Genomic DNA, 23,967 nt, shown 5'->3' with positions numbered 1-23,967 from the left:
GTTGACCGGCCGCAGCGGCGACCTCGTTCAGTCGGTCCACCTGTGCAACGGGTACGAATGTGACGGCGTAGCAACCAACGCCAGCTACCTCGGTAAGGAACTCGGGACACCCCAGGAACCCAAGCGGTCGCCCGAGGTCACATCTACCGCCACATGCACGCTTCTGCCGATGTCAGGGCGGGCTGCGACGTGTGTCAGGCGGCGGGAGAAGCGGTTCGCTGGATTGCCAAATGATCGGACAGGGCACCCTGGATTCAGCCGCTTTTCGTGCCTCCTCAACCGAATGGTGCGGTCCGGAGTCAGGCCAGAACGGCGCCTCGTCGCGCAGGGCTTTGAAGGAGACGTAGTAGGCGTGCCCGGTCGGATCGAGAAGCGGTTCTTCGTCCGCGTCGAGCGTGCCGTCTTCCTTGCCCAGCTCGTACCAGAAGTCGTGGTCGAGACGGACGACGAACACCGGTGTGGCGATGAGATTGTCATACAGCCATGAACCTGTAGCGACGATATCCCGACCATTCATGATGACCAGATGTTACGCGGGAGTTGGGAGGGTACCGGCTTCGATGCCTGGCCAACGTCCTGAAATGCCTGCGGGCTCAGGCGGTCATCAGACCAACCAGTGGTTGGCATGCCTGCCACGTGGATCGAGTTCGATCCCCACACCGATCTGTACGAACAGTGGAAGGTGATCGATAACTTCACTTCCCGCCGGCCGGTCGTCGTGATCGAGTACCGGGGCTCGGAACGCGACAGCCTACTCTGCGGAGCGATGCCCGACGGGCGAGCACACGAAACTGCCATCAGAGGGAGTGAACGGCGACACGGGACGGATGGCTGTCGGTCCCGCGTCCTACTCTGAGTCCGGGAGTGTGGCCTCGTCATCAGTTGCGAAGGCTTTCAATACAATCACGCCTTCGGTATCTACAGCACCCTCTGCGCCGACTGGTCCAACGGTCACGGGGCCGTCGACCGTCTCGCCCGCTCGCGCATCGTCGGCGAATTCTGCCCAAGTCGTGGGGCTTCCGTCGGGGATACGTGGGTCAGCTTCCCAATCGTGGCTGGCGTCATTGAAAGGATCTTTCACCGCATCGACCCTATCGTTGCGAGGGCACCGGGCGGCGCAGGCAGGTTGGCCCTGTTCGTTGCAGCCGGTCTTTGTCGATCCTGGGCAGGGGTCAGGGGGTGGCGGTGTGCAGGTGTGGCAGCAGGTGTGCGGCGACGGCGTCCGGGTTTTCGGCGTGCAGGAAGTGGCCGCAGTCCGGCAGTTGGGTGTGGGCCACGCCTGCGTGCTCGGCGACGAGGCGTTGCAGGTCCGCGGACAGGGCGCCGTCGCGGCGGCCTGAGAGGGCGAGGGTGGGCAGTGGGGGCTGGGGCGCCATGAGCAGGTGCTGGAATTCGCGGGTGGCGGAGCGGTGCACGGTGAACAGGGAGCGGTAGTAGCGGGTGGCGGCCCAGGCGCGGGTCGGGTCGGTGAATACTGCTGTGGTGGGGGCGAATTCGGTGTCGGTGAAGTTCCAGCCGGGTGACCAGCGTCGCCACAGGGCGCGTATGAAGGCCGCATGGTCGCGGGTGAGCAGCCGGTGCGACCAGCCTGCCTGCATGAGTGGGATGTAGGAGGACATGACGAGCTGGCGGGGCAGCAATGGCAGCAGTTGTGGGGCGAAACCGTCCCCGAAGGGCGGGATGGCCAGCAGTGTCAGCGACAACCACGGGGCGGGAGTCTGTTTGGCGAGCACGATCGCGGTGAACGCACCCCAGTCGTGGCCGATCAGGTGTGTCGGTGGCGCGCCGAGGGCGTTGTGCCAGGCGGTGATGTCGGCGCTGACCGCCATCAGGTCGTATCGTGCTGTGCGGGAGGCGGATTCGCTGGTGTAGCCGCGTAGCCAGGGCGCGAGGACCTGGTAGCCGGCATCGAGCAGGTGCGGGATCAGCCCGTCGAAACTGTGCGGAGTATCCGGGAAGCCGTGCAGCACGATCACCAGTGGTGCGCCCCGATCCCCGAAATGCCGCGCCGACAATGTCAGTCCGTCACGGCGCAGGGTCAGCAGGGTTTCGGTGGGCGGCGCGTCGGGCATGGGCAGTCCTCGGTGTCGGCGATGATCCGCACCGATTCTAGAACGCGTTATAACAATGTGGTGGGCGGTTGTTCTGCAGGGCCACAACGGGAACGGGCCCTGCGCCCGGAACGGTGTCATTCCGAGTGCAGGGCCGTTCGGGTCAGCGGCCGCGCCAGACCGGTGGGCGTTTCTCCACGAAGGCGCGCATGCCCTCCCCTGCGTCCTGGGACGACAGGGCCGGGGCGGCGACTTGGCCTTGGCGGGTGAAGGCTTCGGCGGTGCTCCAGTCCGGGGCTTGGTCGATGATCTGTTTGGAGGCGTCGATGCTCAGCGGGGCGTTGACCGCGATTCGTTCGGCCAGGGCGAGGGCGGCTTCCAGCGCCTTGCCGGGTTCGCTGACCTGGTTGATCAGGCCTAGTTCGGCGGCGCGGGTGGCGGTGATGGGGTCGCCGGTCAGGGCGAGTTCCATGGCGATAGCGCGGGGCAGGCGTTGTGACAGACGCAGCACACCGCCGCCGACGGCGACCAGGCCGCGTTTGACCTCCGGGATGCCGAAGGTCGAATTCTCGGCCGCGACAATGAGATCTGCGGCCAACGCCAGTTCGCAGCCGCCGGCCAGAGCGGGGCCTTCCACGGCCGCGATCAGCGGTTTGGCCGGCGGCTGGGAGACCAGGCCGAGGATGCCGCGTTTCTCGGTGACCGGAACCTCCCCGCGCGCAGCGGCTTTGAGGTCCATGCCGGCACTGAAATAGCCGCCGGCGCCGGTGAGGACGGCGATGCGGGCGTTCGGGTCGGCCTCGTAGGCGTCGATGGCGCGTTCGAGCCCGAGCGCGGTCGCCAGGTCGATGGCGTTGCGGGCGTGCGGGCGGTTGAGCGTGATGATGGTGATGTGGCCGCGGCGTTCCACCAGCACCGGCGGAGCGGGCGGGGCGGGCAGCTCGACACGCGCCGTGCCGTCGACGGTGATCCGGTCGCCGATGACAGTGACCGGCAGGCCCAGCAGGTCCCGTTCGGCGAGCTCGTCCAGCACACCGGAGTCGGTGCTGCGCAGCAGGACTCGCTCCCCCTTGGGGGTGATCAGCGACAGGATCGCCGCCTCGGGCGCGCCGTCGCGGTCGTAGGGCAGCGTGTACGCCTCGACCACGGCGGGGCCGTCGTAGCCGGTGCGGGCGGGTCGGGCGGGCGGGTGCTCGATGACGGGGGTGAGATGCCGGTAGGCGGCCGCGGGCGGGGTCGTCGAGTACACGCCGAGCGCGTGTTTGGTGACATACCAGCCCAAAGAGGTGGCCAGCCCGAAGGTTCCGGGTTCGGCGCGCAGTTTCCGCACCAGTGTCGCGACCGCGTGGCCGCCGTAGTTGTTGCCGGGCCCGCCGCCGAAGGTGAGCCCGCCGGTCACCGACAGCGGGCGCTTGGGGTCGTCGATGGGCAGTCCGAGTTCGCGGGCCGCGATCTGCACCGCGACCGGGAAGCACGCGTACAGGTCGATGTGGGTGAGGTCGTCGGGGCCGATGCCGGTGTGGTCGAACACCGCCGCGCCCAGGGCGTGGATGGCCGGGGACGCCGCCAGTTCGGTGCGTTCGCTGACGAACCATTCGTCGGTGCCGGAGGCGCCCGCGTGCAGGAACACCCACTGCTCCTGCGGGATGCCGGCGGCTTCGGCGGCCGCGGCGCTGCACATGATGATGCCGCTGGCCATGTCGACGGTCAGGTTGGCGCATTCGAGTTTGGTGTAGGGCGCGGAGATCATGCGGTTGGCGTCGGTGACCGTGGCGATCTGTTCGGCCGAGAACTGCTGCGGCTGCCAGGCATCGGGGTTGTCGGCGGCCACCGCCGACAGCCGCGACCACAGCCGCGCCACCGTCTGCGCGTGCTCGGCGACGGTGTTGCCGAGCCGGCGCCGGTTGGCCGATTCCAGCAGCGCGTACATATTGATCGGGGCGAGCAGCCCGGCCGCGGTCTCGGCGGCATTGTTGGCCGGTTTGTCCACCCCGACCGTGCGGGTCGGGCGCACGTGCGCATCCTGCACCGGCCAGTCGGGGGTGAGTCCGGCGCGTTGCGCGGCGGCCTGGGTGGCGCCGGCTTCCGCGCCGGTCACCAGCACGATGTCGTAGTCGCCGGCGGCGATGGCGGCCGCGGCCTCGTTGAGCACCAGCTGCCCGCCGTCGCCACCGAACGGGCTCGACTGCACGGTGTCCACGGTCTCCGCGCCGACCGCGGCCGCCACCAGCGCACCCAGGTCCCGGTACTGCCAGGAGGTCGGGGCGACCGCGAACACCGCGTCGGCGCGGCGCAGGAAGGCTTCGCCGGCACCGGAATCGGCGGCTGCGGCGCGCAGCGCCCGCACCGCCAGGTGCGCGGGATCGGGACGGGCCGGGTCCGGGGTGCGTTCGACCACCTGGCCCACACCCACCAGCACCGGCGTGGTCGGCGCGAGCACCGCACCGGATGCCTTGTGCCGCACTGCTTTACGTCCCGACCGCCCGCTCTGCGGGGTGGCCGAGGCGAGGGCGGCGGGCAGGGCGGCCAGCGAATCGCGCAGCGCCTCCCCCAGGCTGCGTGCCACCGACCCGCCCAGTGGGCCGTCGATCGGCGGGCCCGCCAGGCCGGCATCGATGTAGACCGTCGACCCGGATCCGGTGGGGGTCACCGTGATCCAGAACCCGAGGCTCAGCCCCTGCGGTCCGGTGCCGCGCAAATGCAGTCCCTGATCGCCGGCTTCGGCGACCCGCCAGCGCAGCTCGGCCGGTATCCCCATGAATTTGGCGTGCTGCGCGAACTCCACTCCGGCTTCGGCCTGCCCGGGCGCCTCCCCACCCCATCCGGCGTGGAAGGTGAACCAGTCCGGAATCTTGGACAGGTCACTCAGGTACGCCCACACCGTGTCCGCGTCCGCCGGGACCTCGTGCTGGGCGTGCGCGGTGCGGGTGAACTCCGCCAGCCCCGCCGGTGGCGTGTGCTCGCCGAGGTCGGCGATCGGTTCGGGGGCGCCGCGCCCGGTGAATCCGGCGATCAGTTCGCGCACCAGGCGCGGATCCTTGCGCACCGCGTCCAGCAGTTCACCTCCCGCGCGCAGTTGTTTGCGCACCGAGCGCAGCCGGTCGAATCCGGGCATCGCGGTCACCGTCGTACCTCCTCATTGAGGGTGAGAGCGTTCGACTCTCACCGTATCGGCATGGCGGGCGTGCCGGGAGGTCGAGAATCGAACTGGCTGCTCACACACGCGGTGAACCGGCGGACGGCAGAGATGTTCCCGCCGCAACCGGTGGCGGCGGCCGGGGCCGCGGGCTGTGGTGCCGGTCAGGCCGACCGGGGCAAGACGGTGTCGTGCTGCTCGTCCCAGCGCGGATAGTCGGTGTAGCCCACGCCCTCTCGCCCGTAGAGCACCTCCTCCCGGACCGGCGCCAGGGGCAGGTCGTGCGCGATGCGCTGCACCAGGTCGGGGTTGGCGAGGAAGGCGCGCCCGAAGGACACCAGATCGGCCAGGCCCGCGGCGAGGACCGCGTGGGCCGCCGAAGGGGTTGTGCGGTCCCGGTTTTCGCCGACATTGGCGATCAGCGGGCCCGACCAGCGCGGCCGCAGATCACGCAGCGCCGGATAGGCGTCGTCGTCGGTCAGATGCAGGTAGGCCAGGCCCGCGCCGTCGATCTCCGACAGCAGCGCCCGATACAGCGGCGCCGGATCGGTTTCGCGCATACCGAACTGCGGGTTGCCCGGCGACAGGCGCAGTCCGGTGCGGTGCGCGCCGATCGCGTCGGTGACCGCGGTGAGCACGCGCAGCGGCAGCCGCAACCGGTTGGCGATGCTGCCCCCGTACTCGTCGGTGCGCAGGTTGGTGTTGTCGGCCAGGAACTGGTGCAGCAGATAGCTGTTGGCGCCGTGCAACTCCACCCCGTCGAACCCCGCGGCGATCGCGCGCCGGGCCGCGTCCGCGAAATGCGTGACAGCCGCGTCGATGTCGGTGCGCGACATCACCGCGGGAATGATCGGGGCCGCTTTCGTGTCGTCGTAGAGGTGCACGTGTTCCGCATCGATCACCGCCGACGGGCCCGCCGGGATCGAGCCGTCGATGCGCGCGCCCGGATGGCCTTTGCGTCCACCGTGCATGAGCTGGGCGAAGATTCGCCCGCCGGCGGCGTGCACGGATTCGGTGACGTGACGCCAGGCGTGTTCGTGGGCGTCGGTGTGCAGGCCCGGCACCCATGCTTCGCTCTGCCCGCTGGGGTGCGGCCAGATGCCCTCGGTGACGATCAGCCCGGCTTCGGCGCGCTGGGTGTAGTAGCGGGCGACCTCCGCGGTCGGCGACCCGTCCCGGTGGCTACGCAGGCGCGTCATCGGCGCCATGACCACACGGTTGGGCAGATTCAGTGTGGCGCTTCGGAATTCGGTGAGCAGCATGCGGCAACGGTAGGACCTGACATCAATGTCAGCTGCAAGAGGAGACGGCGATGAAGATCGGTGAGCTGGCACACAGGACCGGGGTCAGCGTGCGCTCGCTGCGCTACTACGAACAGCAGGGGCTGCTGCACGCCACCCGCACCCCGGGCGGGCACCGCGACTATCCCGACTCCGCCGTGGATCGGGTGATCCGGATCCAGCAGATGTTCGCCGCCGGATTGCACAGCGCCACCATGGCCGAACTGCTGCCCTGCACCCACGACCGCGACGGCACCCCCAACGCGCACACCACCCCGTTCCTGCTGGCCGAACTGTCCCGCCAGCGCGCGCACCTCGACGCCTGCATCACCGACCTGCACCGGGCACGGGAAGTACTCGACGAGGTCATTGCCGCTGCCGCCGGCGCGCACTCGCCGGACCCGCGGACGTGAATGCGGTGGCACAACACCGGTTCGGGCTGTGTGCTCCTATTCGAGGGCGTCGACGATGCGCGCGAACACCTCGTCGGCGTCGCCGGTCACCGGCACCGTGTAGCAGGGGATGCCCCCTTGGCGGGCGTGGTCGCGATAGAACTCGAGCACCGGGCGCTGCGTGGACTCATACAGCGCGAACCGTTCCCGGAATCCGTCGGCGGCCGAGGCGTCGAATCCGGCGCGCGCCGCCACGCGCGCCATGGTCTGCTCGGCCGGTTCGTCGAGCAGCACCACCGCACGTAAGGGGGTGCCGCGCATCATGAGCCGCCGGGTCAGCAGTTCGGCCTGCGGCACGCTCGACGGCAGCCCGGCCAGCAGGAATCCCTGCTCGGCCGCGACCCGGTCGAGGTGGCTGAGCAGCATATCCACCGGCAGCGCGTCACCGAGTTCGGCGCCGCGGTCGAACAATTCGATCGCGCGCCGCCCCAGTGCGGTGTCGGCGTCGATCTCCGCGCGCACCGCGACACCCAGATCGATCGCCGGTATTCGCCAGTGCTCGGCCACACGCTCCTGCTGGGCCGCCGCACCCGATCCGAGCGGTCCCGACATCATCAATCGCATACCCGAACCCCCGGAATAGCGCGATGGAACGCACTCAGCGTCCCATGCCCGCCAAACCCGCGCATCCCCAACAGAATTCGCTGCACGGTCGCTGAGCGGTGCGGCGGCGCAGGTCAGCCTGCGTGGGGTGGCGGGTGCAGGTGGGCGGCGAGTTCGGCGCGGCTGCTGATGCCCAGCGTCATATACACGTGGCGCAGATGGTATTCGACGGTCTTGGGGCTCAGGAACAGTGCGGCCGCGGTTTCCCGGGTGGTGCGGCCCGCCGCCAGCGACAACGCGACCTGGCGTTGCTGCGGGGTGAGCCGGTCGGTGGCGGGGTTGGCGCGCGGGCGCACGGTTTCGCCGGTGGCGTGCAGTTCGGTGGTGCAGCGGCGGATCCAGGGTTCGGCGCCGAGCTGTTCGAAAACGGTGAGAGCCGTACGCAATTGGATGCGGGCGTCGCGGCGGCGACGGGCCCGGCGCAGACGCGCACCGTAGGCCAGGCGGGTGCGGGCCTGCTCGAACACATCCGGGGTCCGCGCATGCCAGGCCAGTGCCGCCTCGAACGCCGCGGGCATCTGCGGGTCGGCGGCGAGCAGCCCCGCGCAGCGTTCGGCGCGGGCCAGCGACCACGGCTGACCCTTGGCGCGCGCCGACGCCGCGAACGCGTCCGCGACGGGTGCGGCCGCTTCCGGGCGGCCCAGGCGCACATACACTTCCACCAGATCCGGGGCCGGGTCCACATCCGGATCCCGCACTCCGAGCGTGCGCAGCAGCGCCGCCAGTTCCTCCCAGCAGGCGCGCGCGGTCTCGGGATCGTCCCCGGCCAGTGCGGCGTCCCCGCGCGCCTGCAAGGCCCACACCCGGAACACGTGCACCCCGCGCGGCTCGCAGATCTCCAGCGCCGCCGCCACATTCGCCGCGCACTGCGACAGCTGCCCGAGCCGGGCCTGCACGCACGCCAGGCCCGCCAGATTGCCCGCCAGCTCCAGCGGCCGTCCCGTCTCCCGGGCCAGCCGCGCTCCCTCGGTGTAGGTGGCCACCGCATCGGCCCACCGGTCGGTCGTCGACTCGTCACGCCCGGTCAGGAACAGCAGCAGCGGCAGCATCCCCACCGCCGCCTGCGCCCGCACCCGGTCGGCCACGTGCCGCAACAGCAGTCGCCCGTCTCCGCCCGCACTGGATTCGCGAAGAAACAACGGCCCCAACGCCATCCAGCTCAACCGCGCCGGATCCCGGTCCCACTCGGGGCTCAGCTCGGCCAGCGCGGCCCGCACCTGGCGGGCCCCGCCGCGTCCGGCCAGGATCCGCGCCATCCCCGCCGCCAGCTCCCCCAGCACCCGTGTCGGCGGCGACGCCCACGCCAGCACCCGCTCCAATGCCAGCGCCGCCCGCATCTCGGTCTCGGCATCGAGCAGATAGAACCCCGCCAGCACTGCCGACCCCAGCACCGACACCGCCGCGTCGGCCCCCTCGGCATCGATCGGCGCGTCGACGACTTCGCCTGCGCCCGTGCCGGTTTCGGCCCCCGGATGGCTGCGACCAGCACTACCTGCCCGCGGCCGGATGGCTGCCGCGCCGGTGACGGCGCCCGGCTCGCTGGGCCGGCCACCGTCGGAGTCTGTTCGGGCAGACCGGTTGTGCCCGTTATGGTGCCGGTCCGCGAAGGGCGGGTGCTGCTCGGAAGCGGCGGGCAGGGGTGTGTCCCAGCCGCACAGGGACGGCCACGGTGGGGTGCGCAGCGCGGTGGCGACAATGTCGCGGACGCGGGCGGGGTCGCCGTCGTCGAGGGCGATGGCGGTGGCCACCGCGGCGATGCCCATGGCTCGTATCGGGGTGAGGCCGTCGGGGTGCACGCTGTCGACGAGGCGGCGGGCGCGTTCGGTGCGGCCTGCGCGCCACGCGGATTCGGCGGCGCGCAGCAGCCGGTCGGCACGGTCGGCGCAGCCCGGGCTGAGCGCGGCGGCCCGTTCGAAGGCGGTGGCCGCCACCGCGTACGCGCCACGTGCGGCCGCGCGTTCACCGGCGGCGCAGAGTTGATCGGCGACCGGTGCGTCGGGTCCGATGGCGGCTTCGGCCAGATGCCAGGCGCGCCGGTCCGGGTCGTCGGTGACCGCGGCCAGGCTGCGGTGGGCGGCGCGGCGTTCGGCGGGACCGGCGGCCTCGACCACGGCGGAACGGGCCAGGGGGTGGCGGAATTGGAGGTGGTGCGGGCTCAGACGGACCAGGCGGGTCGATTCGCCGGCGGCCAGATGCGCCGGGTCGGTGCCGAGAGCGAGGCAGGCGGCGGCGATGGTGTGCAGGTCACCGCCATCGAGGGCCGCCACCAGCAGCGCGGTGCGGGCAGGCGGGTCCAGTGCGGCGGCCTCACCGAGGTAGGGGCGGGCGGCGCGGGCGGGCAGCGGAACCGGCGCGGTGGGTGAATGCTGTTCCAGCGCTTCGGGATCCCGGCACAGTTCGACGATGGCCAAGGGGTTGCCGCCGGTGAGCCGGTGCAGGGTCGCGGCCAGGTCGGGACCGACCGGCCAGCCGGTGCCCGCGGCGGCGAGGGTGGCCGCGGCCAGCGCCGCGGTCGCCGCGCTGTCGAGCCCGCGCAACTCCAGTCGCGGCACTCCGGCAGCCCGGCACAGGAATTCGCTGTCGGTGCGGCAGGCGATCAGGACCGCCACCGGGTCCGCGCACAGTCTGCGCACCGCGAACACCAGGGCCTCGGTGGACGGATCGTCCCACCAGTGCGCGTCGTCCACGATCACCAGCACCGGGCGTTCCTCGGCCGCCCGGCAGATCACACCGAGTGTCGCCGCCCCGATCGCGAATCGATCCCCGGGCCCGGGGTCGGCTTCACCGTCGCCTCGGCCGTCGCGCCGACGCGGCCCGGCGGGCCGGTCACCGGCCGGATTCATGGTGCGCGGGCCGGGCTCGACCCGTATCGGGTCCGCGGCCACGGTGGCGGGCGCGGGCATGGACAGGGCATCGTGCAGGGCGGCGGCTTGGCGAGCCGGCAGGTGTGCGGAGAGCCCGAGGATGGGGCGCAGCAGCTGGGACAGGCCGGCGAAGGGCAGTTCGCGTTCGGATTCGATGCCGCAGGCGCGCAGGATCAGGCAGGAATCGGCGTCGGCGACAGCGTGTTCGAGCAGGCTGGTCTTGCCGGTGCCCGCGTCGCCGGTGACCACGAGCGCGCCGGCGTTGCCCAGGCGCGCCGCGGCCGTTGTCTGTCGGAGCGCTGTTTGCTCGCGGTCACGGCCCACCAGCATGTTCCGAGTGTAGGAATCGGGGGCGGGTGCGGCGGCTCACCCAGGGGTGGGATTCACCCACCCTGACCTGTGTTGCGGAACCCGCAGGGCCGCAAGGGCACTCGGGGTCGCTGTCAGCCGGTGGTGGCCGCGCGCACGAGGGATTCGAGTTGCCCGGCGACGCGGTCCATCGGGGTGGTGCTGTGTTCGGCGCGGCACATGGCGATGGCGCCTTCGACGGCGGCCACGATGAGGGTGGCGGTGGCTTCGGCGGTGCCGGCGGGCGCGCCGTGTTCGCGCAGGGAGGCTGTCAGGAGCTCGGTCCACTGGTGGAAGGCGGCGGCCGCGGCCTGATGGGGGGCGGATTCACTGTCGGGCAGGTCTTCGACGGCGACGGCCAGTACAGGGCAGCCGGCGCGGAAGTCGCTGGATTCCACGACTTTTCGCCACAGGATGAGGAAGGAGCGCAGTCCGTCGAGGGGGCCTGCGCGCAGGTAGTCGGCCAGCAGGGCGGCGACGTGGTCACCGGTGTAGGTGATGGCTTCGGCGGCGAGTTGCTGTTTGCCGCCAGGGAAGTAGTGGTAGGTCGAACCCAAGGGTGCGGCGGCGTGTTTGGCCAGTTCGCGCACGCTGGTGGCGTTGAGGCCGCGGCGGCGGATCATGTCGGCGGCGCCGGCCACCATGCGCTCACGCGCCGCGGGGGCTTGGTCGGCCATGCACACACTCCCTGTCTATGACGGTTGTTATAGCTTACCGCGAGAGGTATATGACACTCGTTAGAGACCGGGCTCATGCACCGCGTTCTTCCGCGCACTGTCCCAGCAACGCATCGCCGGACTCGTCCAGGAGGTGACCCAGCGCGCCAACGCCTGGCCGCTGCGTCGGACCGAAACCCAGGGGGGTGCCCTGATGCGAGCGGGGCCCGCGATGCCCGACGGTGAAGGGGTAACTGCCTTCGACCGCAAAGGGTTTCCTGATGACCAGCACTGTGGAATCGGCTCCGGTGGATCCCGACAAGCTCATGTCGTTCGTTCTGACCGCTGTCGGGGAGGTGGGGGCGGCGTTGAACGCGGCGCTGGTCGTGCTCGGCGACAAGCTCGGCTTATACCGGACCCTGGCCGGGCTGGGCCCGATGACCGCGGTCGAGCTGGCCGAGGCCACCGGCACCGACGCCCACTATGTGCGGGAGTGGCTCAATGCGCAGGCCGCCGGACAGTACCTCACCTATCAGCCCGGTCCGGGCACCTACACGCTGCCGCCCGAACGTGCGGTGGCACTGACCGATCCGAGCAGTCCGGCGTTCCTGCCAGGGTTGTTCCAGCTGGCGGTGGGCACGATCGTCGATTGGCCGCGCGTGCTGGAGGCCGCCCGCGACGGCAGCGGGATCGGCTGGCACGAACACGGTCCGGACGTGCATTCCGGATGTGAGCGGTTCTTCCGCCCCGCCTACCGCGCCCATCTGGTGAATGACTGGTTGCCCGCCCTCGACGGTGTGGTGGACACGCTGCGGCGCGGGGCCCGGGTGGCCGATATCGGGTGCGGGCACGGGGCCTCGACGATCCTGATGGCACAAGCGTTCCCGCACTCACGTTTCCAGGGGTCGGACGCGCATCCGGAGTCGGTGCGCACCGCGTCCCGCCGCGCCGCCGACGCCGGGGTGGCATCCCAGGCGAGGTTCGAAGTGGCTGCGGCGCACGAGTTTTCCGGCGACGGCTACGACCTGGTGACCACCTTCGACGCCCTGCACGATATGGGTGATCCGGTGGGTGCGGCGCGGCGGGTGCGTCAGGCGCTGGCGCCCGAGGGCACCTGGATGATCGTGGAACCGGCCGCCGGGGATCGGGTGGAGGACAATCTGCATCCGATCGGGCGCGCCTTCTACGGATTCTCGACCCTGCTGTGCACGCCGTCGTCGCTGTCGCAGCCGGTGGGTGCGGCCCTGGGCACGCAGGCGGGTCCCGCGCGGTTGCGGGATGTGGTGACCGCGGCCGGATTCGGGCACTGCCGCATCGCGGCGGCCACACCGTTCCACATGGTGCTGGAAGTGCGGCGGTGACCGCGCAGACCCGGCGGGCCGTCGAACCGGTGCGTACCGGTGTCGCCGACCGCGACGGGGTGCCGATCGCGTGGGCCGAGTACGGGTCCGGGCCGGTGACCGTGCTGTTGCTGCCCACCTGGTCGATCGTGCACTCACGCTGCTGGAAGGCGCAGATCCCGTATCTGGCACGGCATTTCCGGGTGCTGACCTTCGACGCGCGCGGCAACGGCGCGTCGGGGCGGCCGGTGGGTGCGGCCGCCTACACCGCCGAGCAGCATGTGGCCGACGCGGTCGCGGTGCTCGATGCCACCGCGACCGGCGCCGCGGTGCTGGTCGGGTTCTCGGCGGGCGCGACCTGGGGTGTGCGGGTGGCCGCCCTGCATCCGCAGCGGGTGCAGGGGCTGGTCGCGGCCGGGCCGGCGCTGGATTTCACGGTGTCGGCGCGGGCACGGCTGTGGCAGCAGCGCTCCCCCGCACCGGCCGGGTGGGGCTTGTTCAACCGGAGTCATTGGCTGGCAGGCGGTTTCGAGGAGTTCACCGAATTCTTCTTCGCGCAGATCTTCAGCGAACCGCATTCGAGCAAGCAGATCGAGGACTGCCGGGCCTGGGCGCGCCAGACCACCGCGCAGGCGGTCGCCGACGCCACCGACGGCCGCTTCGGCGAGGCAGCACAGGCCGATGCCGGCGCACAGGTCGCACCGGTGAGCCGTGAGCAGGTCGAAACCCTGTGCCGCGCAGTGCAATGCCCGGTGCTGGTGATCGTCGGTGACGAGGACGCGGTGGTGCCGCCCGCGGTGGCCGAACGGCTGGCCGAGCTCACCGGCGCGGATCTGGTGCGCGTGCACGGCGGCGGGCACGCACCCCCCATGCGCGATCCGGTGCTGGTGAACGGGCTCATCCGCGATTTCGTCGACCGCGTGCAACCGCGTCCGCGCCGGCGCACCTGGACGCGCGCCGCCCGCCGTGCACCCCGCGCGCTCTACCTGTCCTCCCCGATCGGACTCGGCCATGCTCGCCGCGATGTGGCCATCGCCGCCGCCTTACGTGCACAGCGCCCGGATCTCGAGATCGAGTGGCTGGCTCAGCATCCGGTCACCACGGTGCTGGCCCGGCACGGTGAACGCATTCATCCGGCCTCGCAGTGGCTGGCCAGCGAATCCGCGCGCATCGAATACGAAGCCGCCGAACATGATCTGCACGCGTTTCACGCGATCCGCCGCATGGACGAAACCCTGGTCGCCAATTTCATGGTCTTCGCCGATCTGGTCGCCGAGCGGCACTACGACCTGGTGATCGCCGACGAAGCCTGGGAGGTCGACCATTTCCTGCACGAGAATCCCGAGCTCAAACGCTTCTCCTATGCCTGGCTCACCGATTTCGTCGGCTGGCTGCCGCTGCCCGACGGCGGGACCGAGGAGGCCGCGCTGACCGCCGACTACAACCTGGAAATGCTCACCCAGCGGGCCCGCTATCGACGTTTACGTGACCGGTCGGTGTTCGTCGGCGATCCGGACGACATCGTGCCGGACACTTTCGGCCCCGGCCTGCCCGCCATCCGCGACTGGACCGAGCAGCATTTCGACTTCAGCGGCTACATCACCGGATTCGACCCCGACGCCCTCGACCGCGACCAGCTGCGCGCCGAGTTCGGTTACGGTGCGCGCGAACGCGTCTGCGTGGTCACCGTCGGCGGCTCCGGTGTGGGGCAGCATCTGCTGCGCCGGGTCCTGGACGCCGTGCCGCTGGTGCGCGCCACCGACCCGGACCTGCGTTTCGTGCTCGTCGCGGGCCCGCGCATCCAGGCCGAGGCACTGCCGCGGGTGGACGGTGTCGAGGTGCACGGTTTCCTGCCCGACCTCTACCGGTATCTGGCGGCCTGCGATCTGGCGATCGTGCAGGGCGGGCTGACCACCTGCATGGAACTCACCGCCCGCCAGGTCCCGTTCCTCTATATCCCGCTGCTCCACCATTTCGAACAGCAACGCCACGTCCGCCACCGCCTGGACCGCCACCACGCCGGTCGCTGCCTCGACTACCAGACCGCCGCCGACCCGGCAGCCCTGGCCGAGGCGATACGCAAGGAACTCACCATCCAGCCCGCCTATCTGCCGATCGGCGGCGACGGTGCCGCCGTCGCGGCCGCGATGCTCGCCGAACTGCTGTAAACGTCGGTCCCGCATCGTCTTCCGGCCGCTGCCCCGGCCGGGAGACCGGTCGCGAAACCGATGCGGGTGGGGGCTTCGCCGGCGACCGGAGCCCCCACTCACCCGCACCGCGCGGGCTCTCCCCGTTACGGGAGGTCTTGCGCGCGGTGGGGATTCAGAGCTGGATGCCGAACAGGGCGTCGACGGCGTCGCGGATCAGGCCCGGCGCGGCGGTGTCCGGGCCGCCGTAGCCGAGGGCCTGCTGGGCCCAGCTGTCCACGGCCGCAATCGCTTTGGGCGTGTCCAGGTCGTCGGCCAGGTGCCGGCGCAGGCGTGCGACGGTGTCGGTGGCGTCCGGGCCGGAGGTCAGCGCGGTGGCCGAACGCCACCGGTCCAGGCGCGACAGGGCTTCGGTGAGAACCGTATCGGACCATTCGCGGTCGGCGCGGTAGTGGCCGGAGAACAGGCCCAGGCGGATGGCGGCCGGGTCGGTGCCGGCGCGACGCAGCTTCGACACGAACACCAGGTTGCCGCGCGACTTCGACATTTTCTCGCCGTCGAGGCCGATGAGTCCGGCGTGCACGTAGTGGCGGGCGAAGCGGCGGCCCTTGACCAGGGCTTCGGCGTGCGCGGCGGAGTATTCGTGATGCGGGTAGATCAGGTCGCTGCCGCCGCCCTGAATATCGAATTCGGTGCCGATGCGATTGAGCGCGATGGCCGCACACTCGATGTGCCAGCCGGGGCGGCCCGCACCGAACGGCGCCGGCCACGACGGTTCACCGGGACGCTCCACCCGCCACAGCAGCGGGTCGATGGGGTCGCGTTTGCCCTTGCGGTCCGGGTCGCCGCCGCGTTCGGCGAAGAACCGGTCCATGGTGGCCCGGTCGTAGCCGGATTCGTAGCCGAACTGTTCGGTGGCGTCGTGACGGAAGTAGATGTCGGGGTATTCGGCGTCGTCGACGACGTACGCGGCACCGGTGACCAGGAGTTTGTCGACCAGTTCGACCACTTCCTGCACCGATTCGATGGCCCCGATGTAGTCGCGCGGCGGGATGACGCGCAGCGCGGCCATGTCCTCCCGGAACAGGTTGATCTCGCGGGTGCCCAGCTCCCGCCAGTCGATGCCGTCGCGGTGCGCGCGTTCGAACAGCGGGTCGTCGACGTCGGTGGTGTTCTGCACGTAGTGCACGTCGTGGCCGGCGTCGCGCCAGAGCCGGTTGACCAGATCGAAGGTCAGGTAGGTGGCGGCGTGCCCGAGGTGGGTGGCGTCGTAGGGGGTGATGCCGCAGACGTACATGGTGGCGGTCGGGCCGGGGGTGACCGGGCGGACCTGCTTGTCGGCGGTGTCGAACAGGCGCAACGCTGGTCCGGATCCGGGAACGGTCGGGACAGCGGTATCGGACCAGGACTGCATGATTCGAGGTTAACTGGGCGATCGACCGCGATCGTGCGCGCCCCCGCTCAGCGGTATGCGGAGCCCGCCGCGCACACCGGTCCCGACCTGGACCTTAACCACTGATGCTGAAACGTCAATGGTTGAAATCATGATGGTGGCAACGTTTTCGCCGACACCGCGACCGGGGACACGGTCAGAACGCGGGCCACGGAATGGGGCGCGAGGAGTTCGGCACCGGCATGACCGGTTCGTGCAACAGCGCCTGCGCCCGCGCCGCCAGGGCCTCGATTTCGGTGCCGGTGATCAACTCGCGCAGCCGCGCACCGAGTTCGCCCGGCAGGGCTTTCACCAAAACCTTGATGTCGGTGAGCAATTCGTCCTCGACCGGTTCCCCCGCCCACCCCCACAGCACGGTGCGCAGTTTCGGCTCGGCGTGCAGGCTGATGCCGTGATCGACCCCGTAGAGGCGCCCGCCGGCCCCGGCCAGGGCGTGCCCGCCCTTGCGGTCGGCATTGTTGATCAGCACATCCAGCACCGCCATCCGGTACAGCCCGGATTCTTCGGAGTGCACCAGCGATACCGGCTGCCCCGACGGGTCCAGGGCGCGCAGCACTTCGCGGTAGCCGTCGGGAATCTCCCCGACCGGGCACAGGTCCACCGGGTCCGGTCCCACCCGGTCGTCGGGCCCGTCGATCCAGCGTTGCACCATGCCGGGCCCGAACGGCCCGTCACGCAGCACGGTTTCGGGAATCACGCCCCACCCCAACGCTTCCGACACCAGATACGCCGCCACTTCCCGGCCGGCGAGGGTGCCGTCGGGGAAGTCCCACAGGGGTCGTTCACCGCGCACCGGCTTGTACACCACCCGCAGCGGGGCGTCGCCGTCGCCGATCTCGCACACCAGCGTGGCATTGCTGGCGGTGGTGACCTGCCCGATCACCGTCATCGCACCGGTGCGTAGCGGGTCGTCCACGATCTACTCCTCGACGCCGGTCGCGCCGAAGATGTCGCCGCGCTTGTAGCCGTTGGTGCGCACACACATGTGTCCCTTGGCCGACAAGGGTTCCCCGCACAGCGGGCACGGCGGCCGTCCGGCCGCGATCACCCGCGCCGACCGTAGCGCGAACTCCCGCGCCTGCACCGGGGTCAGGAACACGCGCACCGCGTCGGGTCCCTCCTCGGTGTCGTCGAGCACCACCGATTCGTCGACCTCGGTTTCGGTGATGGCCAGCAATTCCACCACCACCGCGCCCGCGTCGGCGTCCCAGCCCAAACCCATGGTGCCGACCCGGAATTCGGCGTCGACGGGCGTTTGCAGCGGCGCCACGTCGGCCACATCGGGCGCCGGTGGCGGCACTTCGGTTCCGAAGCGGCGCGCCACTTCGTCCAGCAGAAGACCCATCCGATCGGCCAGCACCTTGACCTGCTGCTTTTCCAGCAGCACGCTCACCACGCGCGGTTCCTGCACGGCCTGCAGGTAGAAGGCGCGGTCGCCCGGCTCGCCGACAGTGCCGGCGACGAAACGATCGGGGGTGCGGAAAATGTGAATGGCTCGGCTCATCTGCACCTCCTGACAGCTACTCAACGACACTTATGAATCGGGGCGTCCCGCAACCCCATTATCCGTACTCCCGGTGTTTCCCGTTTCCCCGCCGGGAACCGGCCCCGATCGGGCCTCGCTGCCCGACTGCGGCGAAATCGCCGCCAGACTCGACAGATCCGAGCCGGTGTCGTTCACCCGCCACACGTACGGGGCGGTGGGGGTGTAGCGGATGACGCTGATCGAGGCGGGTTCGACCACGATGCGCTGGAAGCCGTCCAAATGGATGCCGTAGGCGTCGGCGATGATCGACTTGATCACGTCGCCGTGCGTGCACGCCACCCACAGCACATCCCCGCCGTGCTGCTCGGCGAAGCGCCGATCGTAGTCGCGGATGGCGGCCACGGCCCGAAACTGCACCTGCGCCAAGCCTTCTCCGCCCGGGAACACCGCACCCGAGGCATGCCGCTGCACGACCTTCCACAGCGGCTCGTTCACCAGCTCGGCCAGCGGGCGCCCGGTCCAGTCGCCGTAGTCGACCTCGAGCAGCCGTTCCTCGGGTTCGGCTTCCAATCCGAGTTTGTCGGCCAGGGGTGCGACGGTGCGCTGGCAGCGCAGCAGCGGCGAGCACACGATGTGTTCGACGGGCAGCGACCCGAGCCGCTGAACCAGCGCATTCGCCTGCTCGCGGCCACGGTCGGTCAACTCGACGCCCGCGCTGCGGCCGGCCAGGGTGCGGGCAGTGTTCGACGTGGACACGCCGTGCCGCAACAGGATCACCGTCACCGTGACAGCCTACTGGCTACGTTGCCGACACGACGCCGGTCGCCAGCAGCGCCATCACCGTCAGGCCGAGGATGATGCGGTAGCCGACGAACCAGTCGAGGGAGTGTTTGGCGACGAACTTCAGCAGCCACGCCACCGACGCGTAGCCGACCACGAACGAGATCACCGTGGCCACGAAGATCTGCGGACCCGAGGCGTTGAGGCCCTCACCGGCGGGTTCGAAGGCATCGGGGAGGCTGAACAGGCCCGAGGCCAGCACCGCGGGGATCGCGAGCAGGAACGAGAACCGCACGGCCGCCTCACGAGTCAGGCCCAGGAACAAGCCGGCCGTCGACGTCGCACCCGAACGCGACACGCCCGGGATGAGGGCCAGGCATTGCGCGAAACCCATGATCAGGCCGTCGCGGGTGGTCAGCTGCTCGATCGGGCGCTGCTTGCGGCCGTAGTACTCACCGGCGGCGATCACCAGCGCGAACACGATCAACATGGTCGACACCAGCCACAGATTCCTTGCGCCGGTACGGATTTCGTCCTTGAACAGAAATCCGAGCACACCGATCGGGATGGTGGCGATGATCACATACCAGCCGATGCGGTAGTCCAGCTGCCGCTGCGCATCCGCGTCCAGCGCGTACCCGCCGGGAATGCTCGGGTCGTAGACGGGCAGCACCGTGGTGGGCGCATCATGCAGCGGCACCGGCTGTTTCGCGCGGCCGTTGATCTTCTCCCAGTTCACCCCGAACCACGCCTGCAGGATGCGCCAGATGTCCTTGGCGAAATACACCAGCACCGCGGCCTCGGTGCCCAGCTGGGTGACCGCGGTGAACGACGCGCCCGCGTCGTCACCGAAGAACACCGCCGACACGATGCGCATATGCGCCGACGACGAAATCGGCAGAAACTCCGTCAAGCCCTGCACCAGGCCCAGCACCACGGCCTGCACCCACGTCATCGCCTCGCCCACACACACCCTCCAAATCCGAATCGTCGGCTGCCGCTGGACAATTCGCCCAACGACGGCGATGCCCGGCCGGTGCCCCGCGGGCACGCCCCGAACACCGCAGCGACCCTACAGGCTGCGCCGCAAACGCGAGCGGCGGTCCGGTGGATCAGCGCGACAGCGGGATTCGCCCCAGCAAGATCGACTCATCCGGCCGGTCACAGACACGCTCGGGACAACAATCCGGGTCGCCTTGGCGCGGCAGAAGGGACATGTGCGCTTAGGCTGGCCGGTGTGACGGAAGTGCAAGCGCGGTGATGGAACAGCGGACGGTCGGACGCAGCGGACTACGGGTCTCCCGCCTCGGGCTGGCCACCCACACCTGGGGCAGGGAAACCGATGCCGACGATGCGGCAGCACAGCTGGAAGCCTTCGTGGAAGCCGGCGGCACCCTCGTCGACACCTCCCCCGCCTACGGTGACGGCGCCGCCCAGCGCATTCTCGGCGAACTCGTGCGCGAAATCGGGCGAGAAGAACTCGTGCTCAGCGGAACCGCCGGGCACACACCGGTTCTCACCGACCCCGCCGCCGGACCCATGCCCGCCACTCGCTGGACCGTGGACGCCTCCCGGCGCACCATGATGCGCCAGCTCGACCAGAGCCTGGCCATCCTGGGCACCGACCACCTGGATCTGTGGACGGTGGCGGCCTGGGACCCGCACACACCCCTCGAGGAGATCGCCGACACCCTCACCTGGGCGGTGCGCACCGGACGCGTCCGCTACGCCGGCGCGCGCGGCTACGACGGCTGGCAACTGGCGACCCTCGCCGCCGCCGCGCCGCTGACCGCCGCACAAACCCCCTACTCGCTGCTGGCCCGCGGGGTCGAACACGAATTCGTGCCCGCCGCACAGCATCACGGCATCGGCGTCATCGCCACCGCACCCCTGGCCGGGGGCATTCTCACCGGCAAATACCGTGACGGGGTGCCCGCCGACTCACGCGGCGCCGACGAGGCCACCGCCGCCGAGATCATCGCCCGCCTCGACGATCACGCGATCCGGGTGGTGGACGCGGTCGTCACCGCCGCCGACGGACTGGGCACCTCCCCACTTGCGGTGGCACTGGCCTGGATTCGCGACCAGCCCGGCGTGGCCAGCCTGCTCGTCGGGGCCCGCGATATCGGGCAGCTCACCGGAATCCTGGCCGCCGAAACCCTCGAACTGCCACGCGCCATCGCCGCGGCGCTCGGGGATGTGAGCGCCCGCACCGAATGAGCACCGACCCGACCCGACCCGGCGCGGCCGGCAGGAACCGGCAATCGCTGTCCGACCCCGGGATCGGGGGCGGGGCCGCGCCCAGGCGGGTTGCTTTCCCCGCGATCGAGGAGGCTAGCCTTACCTGCATGAGGTTCCGCGTGCGCACCCGAAAAGCCCCACTTCGGCACCTGCTGCTCGTGCTGTTGGGTACGAGCCTGGTCGCCGGCAGCGCCGCCTGCACGAGCAACCAATCGGCAACTGAGGGGCGGACCGGGCCGAGCACCGCATCGGTCGGCGACCTCAACCCGACGCCCATCGGACCGGAACCCGCGCAGACGCTGCCGGTCACCGTGAAGTCCTACGACGGCTCCGACGTGACCGTCACCGACGCCAGCCGCATTGTCGCCGTGGACAGATACGGGACACTCGCGCAGACCGTGTACGCGCTCGGACTCGGATCCAAACTGGTCGGCAAATCCAACTCCGCTGCGTTCCCCGCAGTGCAGGACGTACCGACCGTCAGCAGCGGCAACGGCACCATGAGCGTGGAATCCGTTGCGGCACTGCGACCCTCGATCCTGCTCACCGACACCACCACCGCCACACCGGCACTGCGCGACCAGCTGAAAGCCCTCGGCATCACCACCGTCTACTTCGATTCACAACGCACCATCGACACCGTCGCCCCGCAGATCGAAGCCGTCGGCGCCGCCCTCGGCGTGGCCGACGCGGGCAAAGCGCTCGCACAGCGCACCCGCGACGAAATCACCGCCGCCGTCGAAGCCGTACCGCAGCAAACCAATCCGCCGCGCATCGCCTTCCTGTACCTGCGCTCCAGCGCCATCACCATGATCGCCGGACCCGGCTCCGGCGCCGACACCCTCATCACCGCCATCGGCGGCGTCGACGCGGGCACCGCCTCCGGCATCACCAAAGACTTCCTGCCCATCACCAGCGAAGCCATGATCGCCGCCGCACCCGACGTCATCCTCGTCATGACCGACGGCCTCGACTCCGTCGGCGGCGTCGACGGCGTGGAGAAAATCCCCGGCATCGCCCAGACCCCCGCCGGCAAGAACCGGCGTGTGGTCGACATGGCCGACACCGTGCTGCTGTCCTTCGGCCCCAACACCGGCCGCGTACTCGCCGCCCTCACCAAAGCCGTCTACGGCACACCCGCCGCATGAGCGAAACCGGCAAACCGGCCACCGAGCACACCGTCGATTCGGCCATGCCCCACGAGATCTCGGCAGACGCCGTCGACCCCGAACCCGCACGCGATGCACGCCGCGCCTCACGCACAGCACTGATCTTCGGCGGCGCACTCATAACACTGGTGCTGCTGGCCATGCTGTCGGCCGGCATCGGACAGGTACCGACCAGCTTCGCCGAAGTCGCGGGCAGCATCTTCCACAAGATCGGACTCGACTGGGGACCCATGCCACAGCACCCCGCCGGATACGTGACGCTGTGGGAAGTACGATTCCCGCGCGTCGTACTCGCCATGCTCGTCGGAGCCGCGCTCGCGACAGCCGGTGCACTATTGCAGGGAGTGTTCGCCAATCCCCTCGCCGAACCCGGAGTTATCGGCGTATCAGCGGGTGCGGCAGTCGGAGCGGGCACGGTCATCGTGTTCGGAGGCGCGTTCGCCGCCGCCTGGTCGGTGGCAGCCGGCGCCTTCATCGCCGGACTCGGGACCACACTGCTGGTGTACGTGCTCGCGCGATCCAACGGGCGCACCGAAGTGGTGACACTCGTGCTCACCGGTGTCGCCATCAATGCATTCACTGCGGGACTGCTCTCGTTCCTGCTGTTCACCGCCTCCCCGGCCGCACGCGATCAGATCGTGTTCTGGCAGTTGGGCAGCCTCAACGGCGCAACTTGGCAGTCGGTGTACGTGGTCGCACCGCTGGCCCTGATCGGGGTCGCGGCCGCAGTGCTCATGTCCGCGAAGCTGGATCTGCTGGCCCTCGGCGAATCCGCAGCCCGGCATCTCGGCGTCGACGTGGAACGCCTGCGACGCAACGTCATCGTCGTCGTCGCCGTACTCGCCACCGCCGGTGTCGCATTCACCGGCGTCATCCTGTTCGTCGGCCTCATCGTGCCGCACCTGGTACGCATGCTCGTCGGACCCGCACACCGGGTACTGATCCCCCTCTCGGCCATCCTCGGCGCCATCGTCCTACTCGCCGCCGACATCGGCGCCCGCTCCCTGGTCGACAATGCCGACCTGCCGCTGGGCATGCTCACCTCACTGGTCGGCGGACCGTTCTTCTTCTGGCTGCTGCGCCGCACCCGCGCCAGCTCGGGAGGCTGGGCATGACCACCAAACGCAGCCTCACCACCCTGTTCACCCGCGAACACGCACTACCCGAAACACCCCCGGCAGGCACCGCCACACTGCGAGCACGAGCCGTCGCCGTCGAACGCGGCAACGGCCGACGCATCCTCGACGGAATCGACTTCGAAGTGCGCGCCGGGCAGATCATCGCCCTCGTCGGACCCAACGGCGCCGGAAAATCCACGCTCCTGGCCGCCCTGGCCGGAGAACTCGACCTCGCCGACGGCACAGTCGAACTCGACGGCACCCCGCTCGACCAGTGGACACCCCTCGACATGGCACGCCGCCGCGCCGTCCTCCCACAATCACACACGGTCGGATTCCCGTTCACCGCACGCGAAGTCGTCGCCATGGGACGCGCCCCCTGGGCCCGCACCAACCGCCAGGACCACGACGACCAGCAGATCGCGGCCGCCATGACCGCCACCGACGTCACCCACCTCGCCGCACGCCCATTCCCCGCCCTGTCCGGCGGCGAACGCGCACGCGTGGCACTCGCCCGCGTCCTCGCCCAAGACACCGCCACCCTGCTGCTCGACGAACCCACCGCCGCACTCGATCTCGGACATCAGGAACAGGTCCTCACCCTGGCCCGCGACCGCGCCACCAAAGGCGCCGCCGTCGTCGTCGTGCTACACGACCTCGGGATCGCCGCCGCCTACGCCGACCGCGTCGCCGTCCTCGAAGCCGGAGCCATCGCCGCCGACGGACCACCCCGCGAAATCCTCACCACCGAGCTGCTCAGCCGCGTCTACCGGCATCCCGTCGAGGTATTCGACCACCCGGTCACCGGCGCACAGCTCGTCCTACCGGTCCGCGGATAGCGAA

At 70.2% G+C, this 23,967-nt stretch carries 19 protein-coding genes; 7 read left to right on the top strand and 12 right to left on the bottom strand.

Annotated features, from left to right (window positions below; genetic code table 11):
• Positions 1 to 172: 172 nt before the first annotated feature.
• The 4 genes from H0264_RS23885 to H0264_RS23870 all read right to left on the bottom strand — a co-directional run bounded on the left by H0264_RS23885 (position 173) and on the right by H0264_RS23870 (position 6,449).
• The gene (locus tag H0264_RS23885) at positions 173 to 517 is read right to left on the bottom strand and encodes a hypothetical protein (protein ID WP_181579275.1); all 345 of its coding nucleotides are present in this window, start codon (positions 515 to 517) and stop codon (positions 173 to 175) included.
• 655 nt (positions 518 to 1,172) lie between these two features.
• A complete protein-coding gene (locus tag H0264_RS23880; protein WP_181579609.1) occupies positions 1,173 to 2,072 on the bottom strand; it encodes an alpha/beta fold hydrolase in 900 nt (299 codons plus the stop codon).
• A 142-nt stretch (positions 2,073 to 2,214) separates the two neighbouring features.
• Positions 2,215 to 5,166: a type II toxin-antitoxin system Rv0910 family toxin gene (locus H0264_RS23875; RefSeq protein WP_181585786.1), complete on the bottom strand. Its 2,952-nt coding sequence runs from the start codon at positions 5,164 to 5,166 to the stop codon at positions 2,215 to 2,217.
• 185 nt (positions 5,167 to 5,351) lie between these two features.
• Positions 5,352 to 6,449 (bottom strand): alkene reductase, encoded by a 1,098-nt coding sequence (locus tag H0264_RS23870; protein ID WP_181579608.1) that lies wholly within the window; start codon positions 6,447 to 6,449, stop codon positions 5,352 to 5,354.
• A gap of 50 nt (positions 6,450 to 6,499) precedes the next feature.
• On the opposite strand from H0264_RS23870, the gene H0264_RS23865 reads away from it, so the two are divergent.
• The gene (locus tag H0264_RS23865; RefSeq protein WP_181579607.1) at positions 6,500 to 6,880 is read left to right on the top strand and encodes a MerR family transcriptional regulator; all 381 of its coding nucleotides are present in this window, start codon (positions 6,500 to 6,502) and stop codon (positions 6,878 to 6,880) included.
• Positions 6,881 to 6,916: 36 nt separating this feature from the next.
• On the opposite strand, the gene H0264_RS23860 is transcribed toward H0264_RS23865, so the two are convergent.
• The 3 genes from H0264_RS23860 to H0264_RS23850 form a co-directional block, all read right to left on the bottom strand.
• Complete coding sequence (locus H0264_RS23860) at positions 6,917 to 7,483, bottom strand: adenylate kinase family protein (RefSeq protein ID WP_181579606.1); 567 nt, start codon at positions 7,481 to 7,483, stop codon at positions 6,917 to 6,919.
• 113 nt (positions 7,484 to 7,596) lie between these two features.
• Complete coding sequence (locus H0264_RS23855) at positions 7,597 to 10,716, bottom strand: helix-turn-helix transcriptional regulator (protein WP_181579605.1); 3,120 nt, start codon at positions 10,714 to 10,716, stop codon at positions 7,597 to 7,599.
• Positions 10,717 to 10,829: 113 nt separating this feature from the next.
• A complete protein-coding gene (locus H0264_RS23850; RefSeq protein WP_181579604.1) occupies positions 10,830 to 11,411 on the bottom strand; it encodes a TetR/AcrR family transcriptional regulator in 582 nt (193 codons plus the stop codon).
• A gap of 260 nt (positions 11,412 to 11,671) precedes the next feature.
• Here H0264_RS23850 and H0264_RS23845 point away from each other — a divergent pair, with 260 nt between their 5' ends.
• Entirely contained in the window at positions 11,672 to 12,751 is a 1,080-nt protein-coding gene (locus H0264_RS23845) for a class I SAM-dependent methyltransferase (protein WP_181579603.1), read from the top strand.
• The gene (locus H0264_RS23840; protein ID WP_181579602.1) at positions 12,748 to 14,898 is read left to right on the top strand and encodes an alpha/beta fold hydrolase; all 2,151 of its coding nucleotides are present in this window, start codon (positions 12,748 to 12,750) and stop codon (positions 14,896 to 14,898) included. The genes H0264_RS23845 and H0264_RS23840 overlap by 4 nt, the downstream gene beginning before the upstream one ends.
• Before the next feature lie 154 nt (positions 14,899 to 15,052).
• On the opposite strand, the gene mshC is transcribed toward H0264_RS23840, so the two are convergent.
• The 5 genes from mshC to H0264_RS23815 form a co-directional block, all read right to left on the bottom strand.
• Positions 15,053 to 16,291 (bottom strand): cysteine--1-D-myo-inosityl 2-amino-2-deoxy-alpha-D-glucopyranoside ligase, encoded by a 1,239-nt coding sequence (gene mshC, locus H0264_RS23835; protein ID WP_181579601.1) that lies wholly within the window; start codon positions 16,289 to 16,291, stop codon positions 15,053 to 15,055.
• 175 nt (positions 16,292 to 16,466) lie between these two features.
• On the bottom strand, positions 16,467 to 17,246 hold the full coding sequence (locus tag H0264_RS23830) for an SCO1664 family protein (protein WP_276514510.1): 780 nt from the start codon (positions 17,244 to 17,246) through the stop codon (positions 16,467 to 16,469).
• A gap of 3 nt (positions 17,247 to 17,249) precedes the next feature.
• Positions 17,250 to 17,834 (bottom strand): DUF3090 domain-containing protein, encoded by a 585-nt coding sequence (locus H0264_RS23825; protein ID WP_181579600.1) that lies wholly within the window; start codon positions 17,832 to 17,834, stop codon positions 17,250 to 17,252.
• A 30-nt stretch (positions 17,835 to 17,864) separates the two neighbouring features.
• Positions 17,865 to 18,599, bottom strand: coding sequence for a histidine phosphatase family protein (locus H0264_RS23820; RefSeq protein ID WP_181579599.1), 735 nt, complete (start codon positions 18,597 to 18,599; stop codon positions 17,865 to 17,867).
• A gap of 16 nt (positions 18,600 to 18,615) precedes the next feature.
• Positions 18,616 to 19,551 (bottom strand): undecaprenyl-diphosphate phosphatase, encoded by a 936-nt coding sequence (locus tag H0264_RS23815; RefSeq protein ID WP_181585784.1) that lies wholly within the window; start codon positions 19,549 to 19,551, stop codon positions 18,616 to 18,618.
• Positions 19,552 to 19,856: 305 nt separating this feature from the next.
• On the opposite strand from H0264_RS23815, the gene H0264_RS23810 reads away from it, so the two are divergent.
• The 4 genes from H0264_RS23810 (at position 19,857) to H0264_RS23795 (ending at position 23,963) form a co-directional block, all read left to right on the top strand.
• Positions 19,857 to 20,816, top strand: a complete 960-nt coding sequence (locus H0264_RS23810; protein WP_181585783.1) for an aldo/keto reductase — start codon at positions 19,857 to 19,859, stop codon at positions 20,814 to 20,816.
• 128 nt (positions 20,817 to 20,944) lie between these two features.
• On the top strand, positions 20,945 to 21,985 hold the full coding sequence (locus tag H0264_RS23805) for a heme/hemin ABC transporter substrate-binding protein (RefSeq protein WP_181579598.1): 1,041 nt from the start codon (positions 20,945 to 20,947) through the stop codon (positions 21,983 to 21,985).
• Between the two features lie 44 nt (positions 21,986 to 22,029).
• Complete coding sequence (locus tag H0264_RS23800; protein WP_181585782.1) at positions 22,030 to 23,121, top strand: FecCD family ABC transporter permease; 1,092 nt, start codon at positions 22,030 to 22,032, stop codon at positions 23,119 to 23,121.
• The gene (locus H0264_RS23795) at positions 23,118 to 23,963 is read left to right on the top strand and encodes a heme ABC transporter ATP-binding protein (protein ID WP_181579597.1); all 846 of its coding nucleotides are present in this window, start codon (positions 23,118 to 23,120) and stop codon (positions 23,961 to 23,963) included. Before H0264_RS23800 ends, H0264_RS23795 begins: the two co-directional genes overlap by 4 nt.
• Positions 23,964 to 23,967 lie beyond the last annotated feature (4 nt).

This window comes from Nocardia huaxiensis, assembly GCF_013744875.1.
In the GTDB taxonomy this organism is placed as follows: Bacteria; Actinomycetota; Actinomycetes; order Mycobacteriales; family Mycobacteriaceae; genus Nocardia; species Nocardia huaxiensis.
Note: the sequence above shows the minus strand (reverse complement) of the source record. Positions and strands in the feature narration are given on the sequence as shown.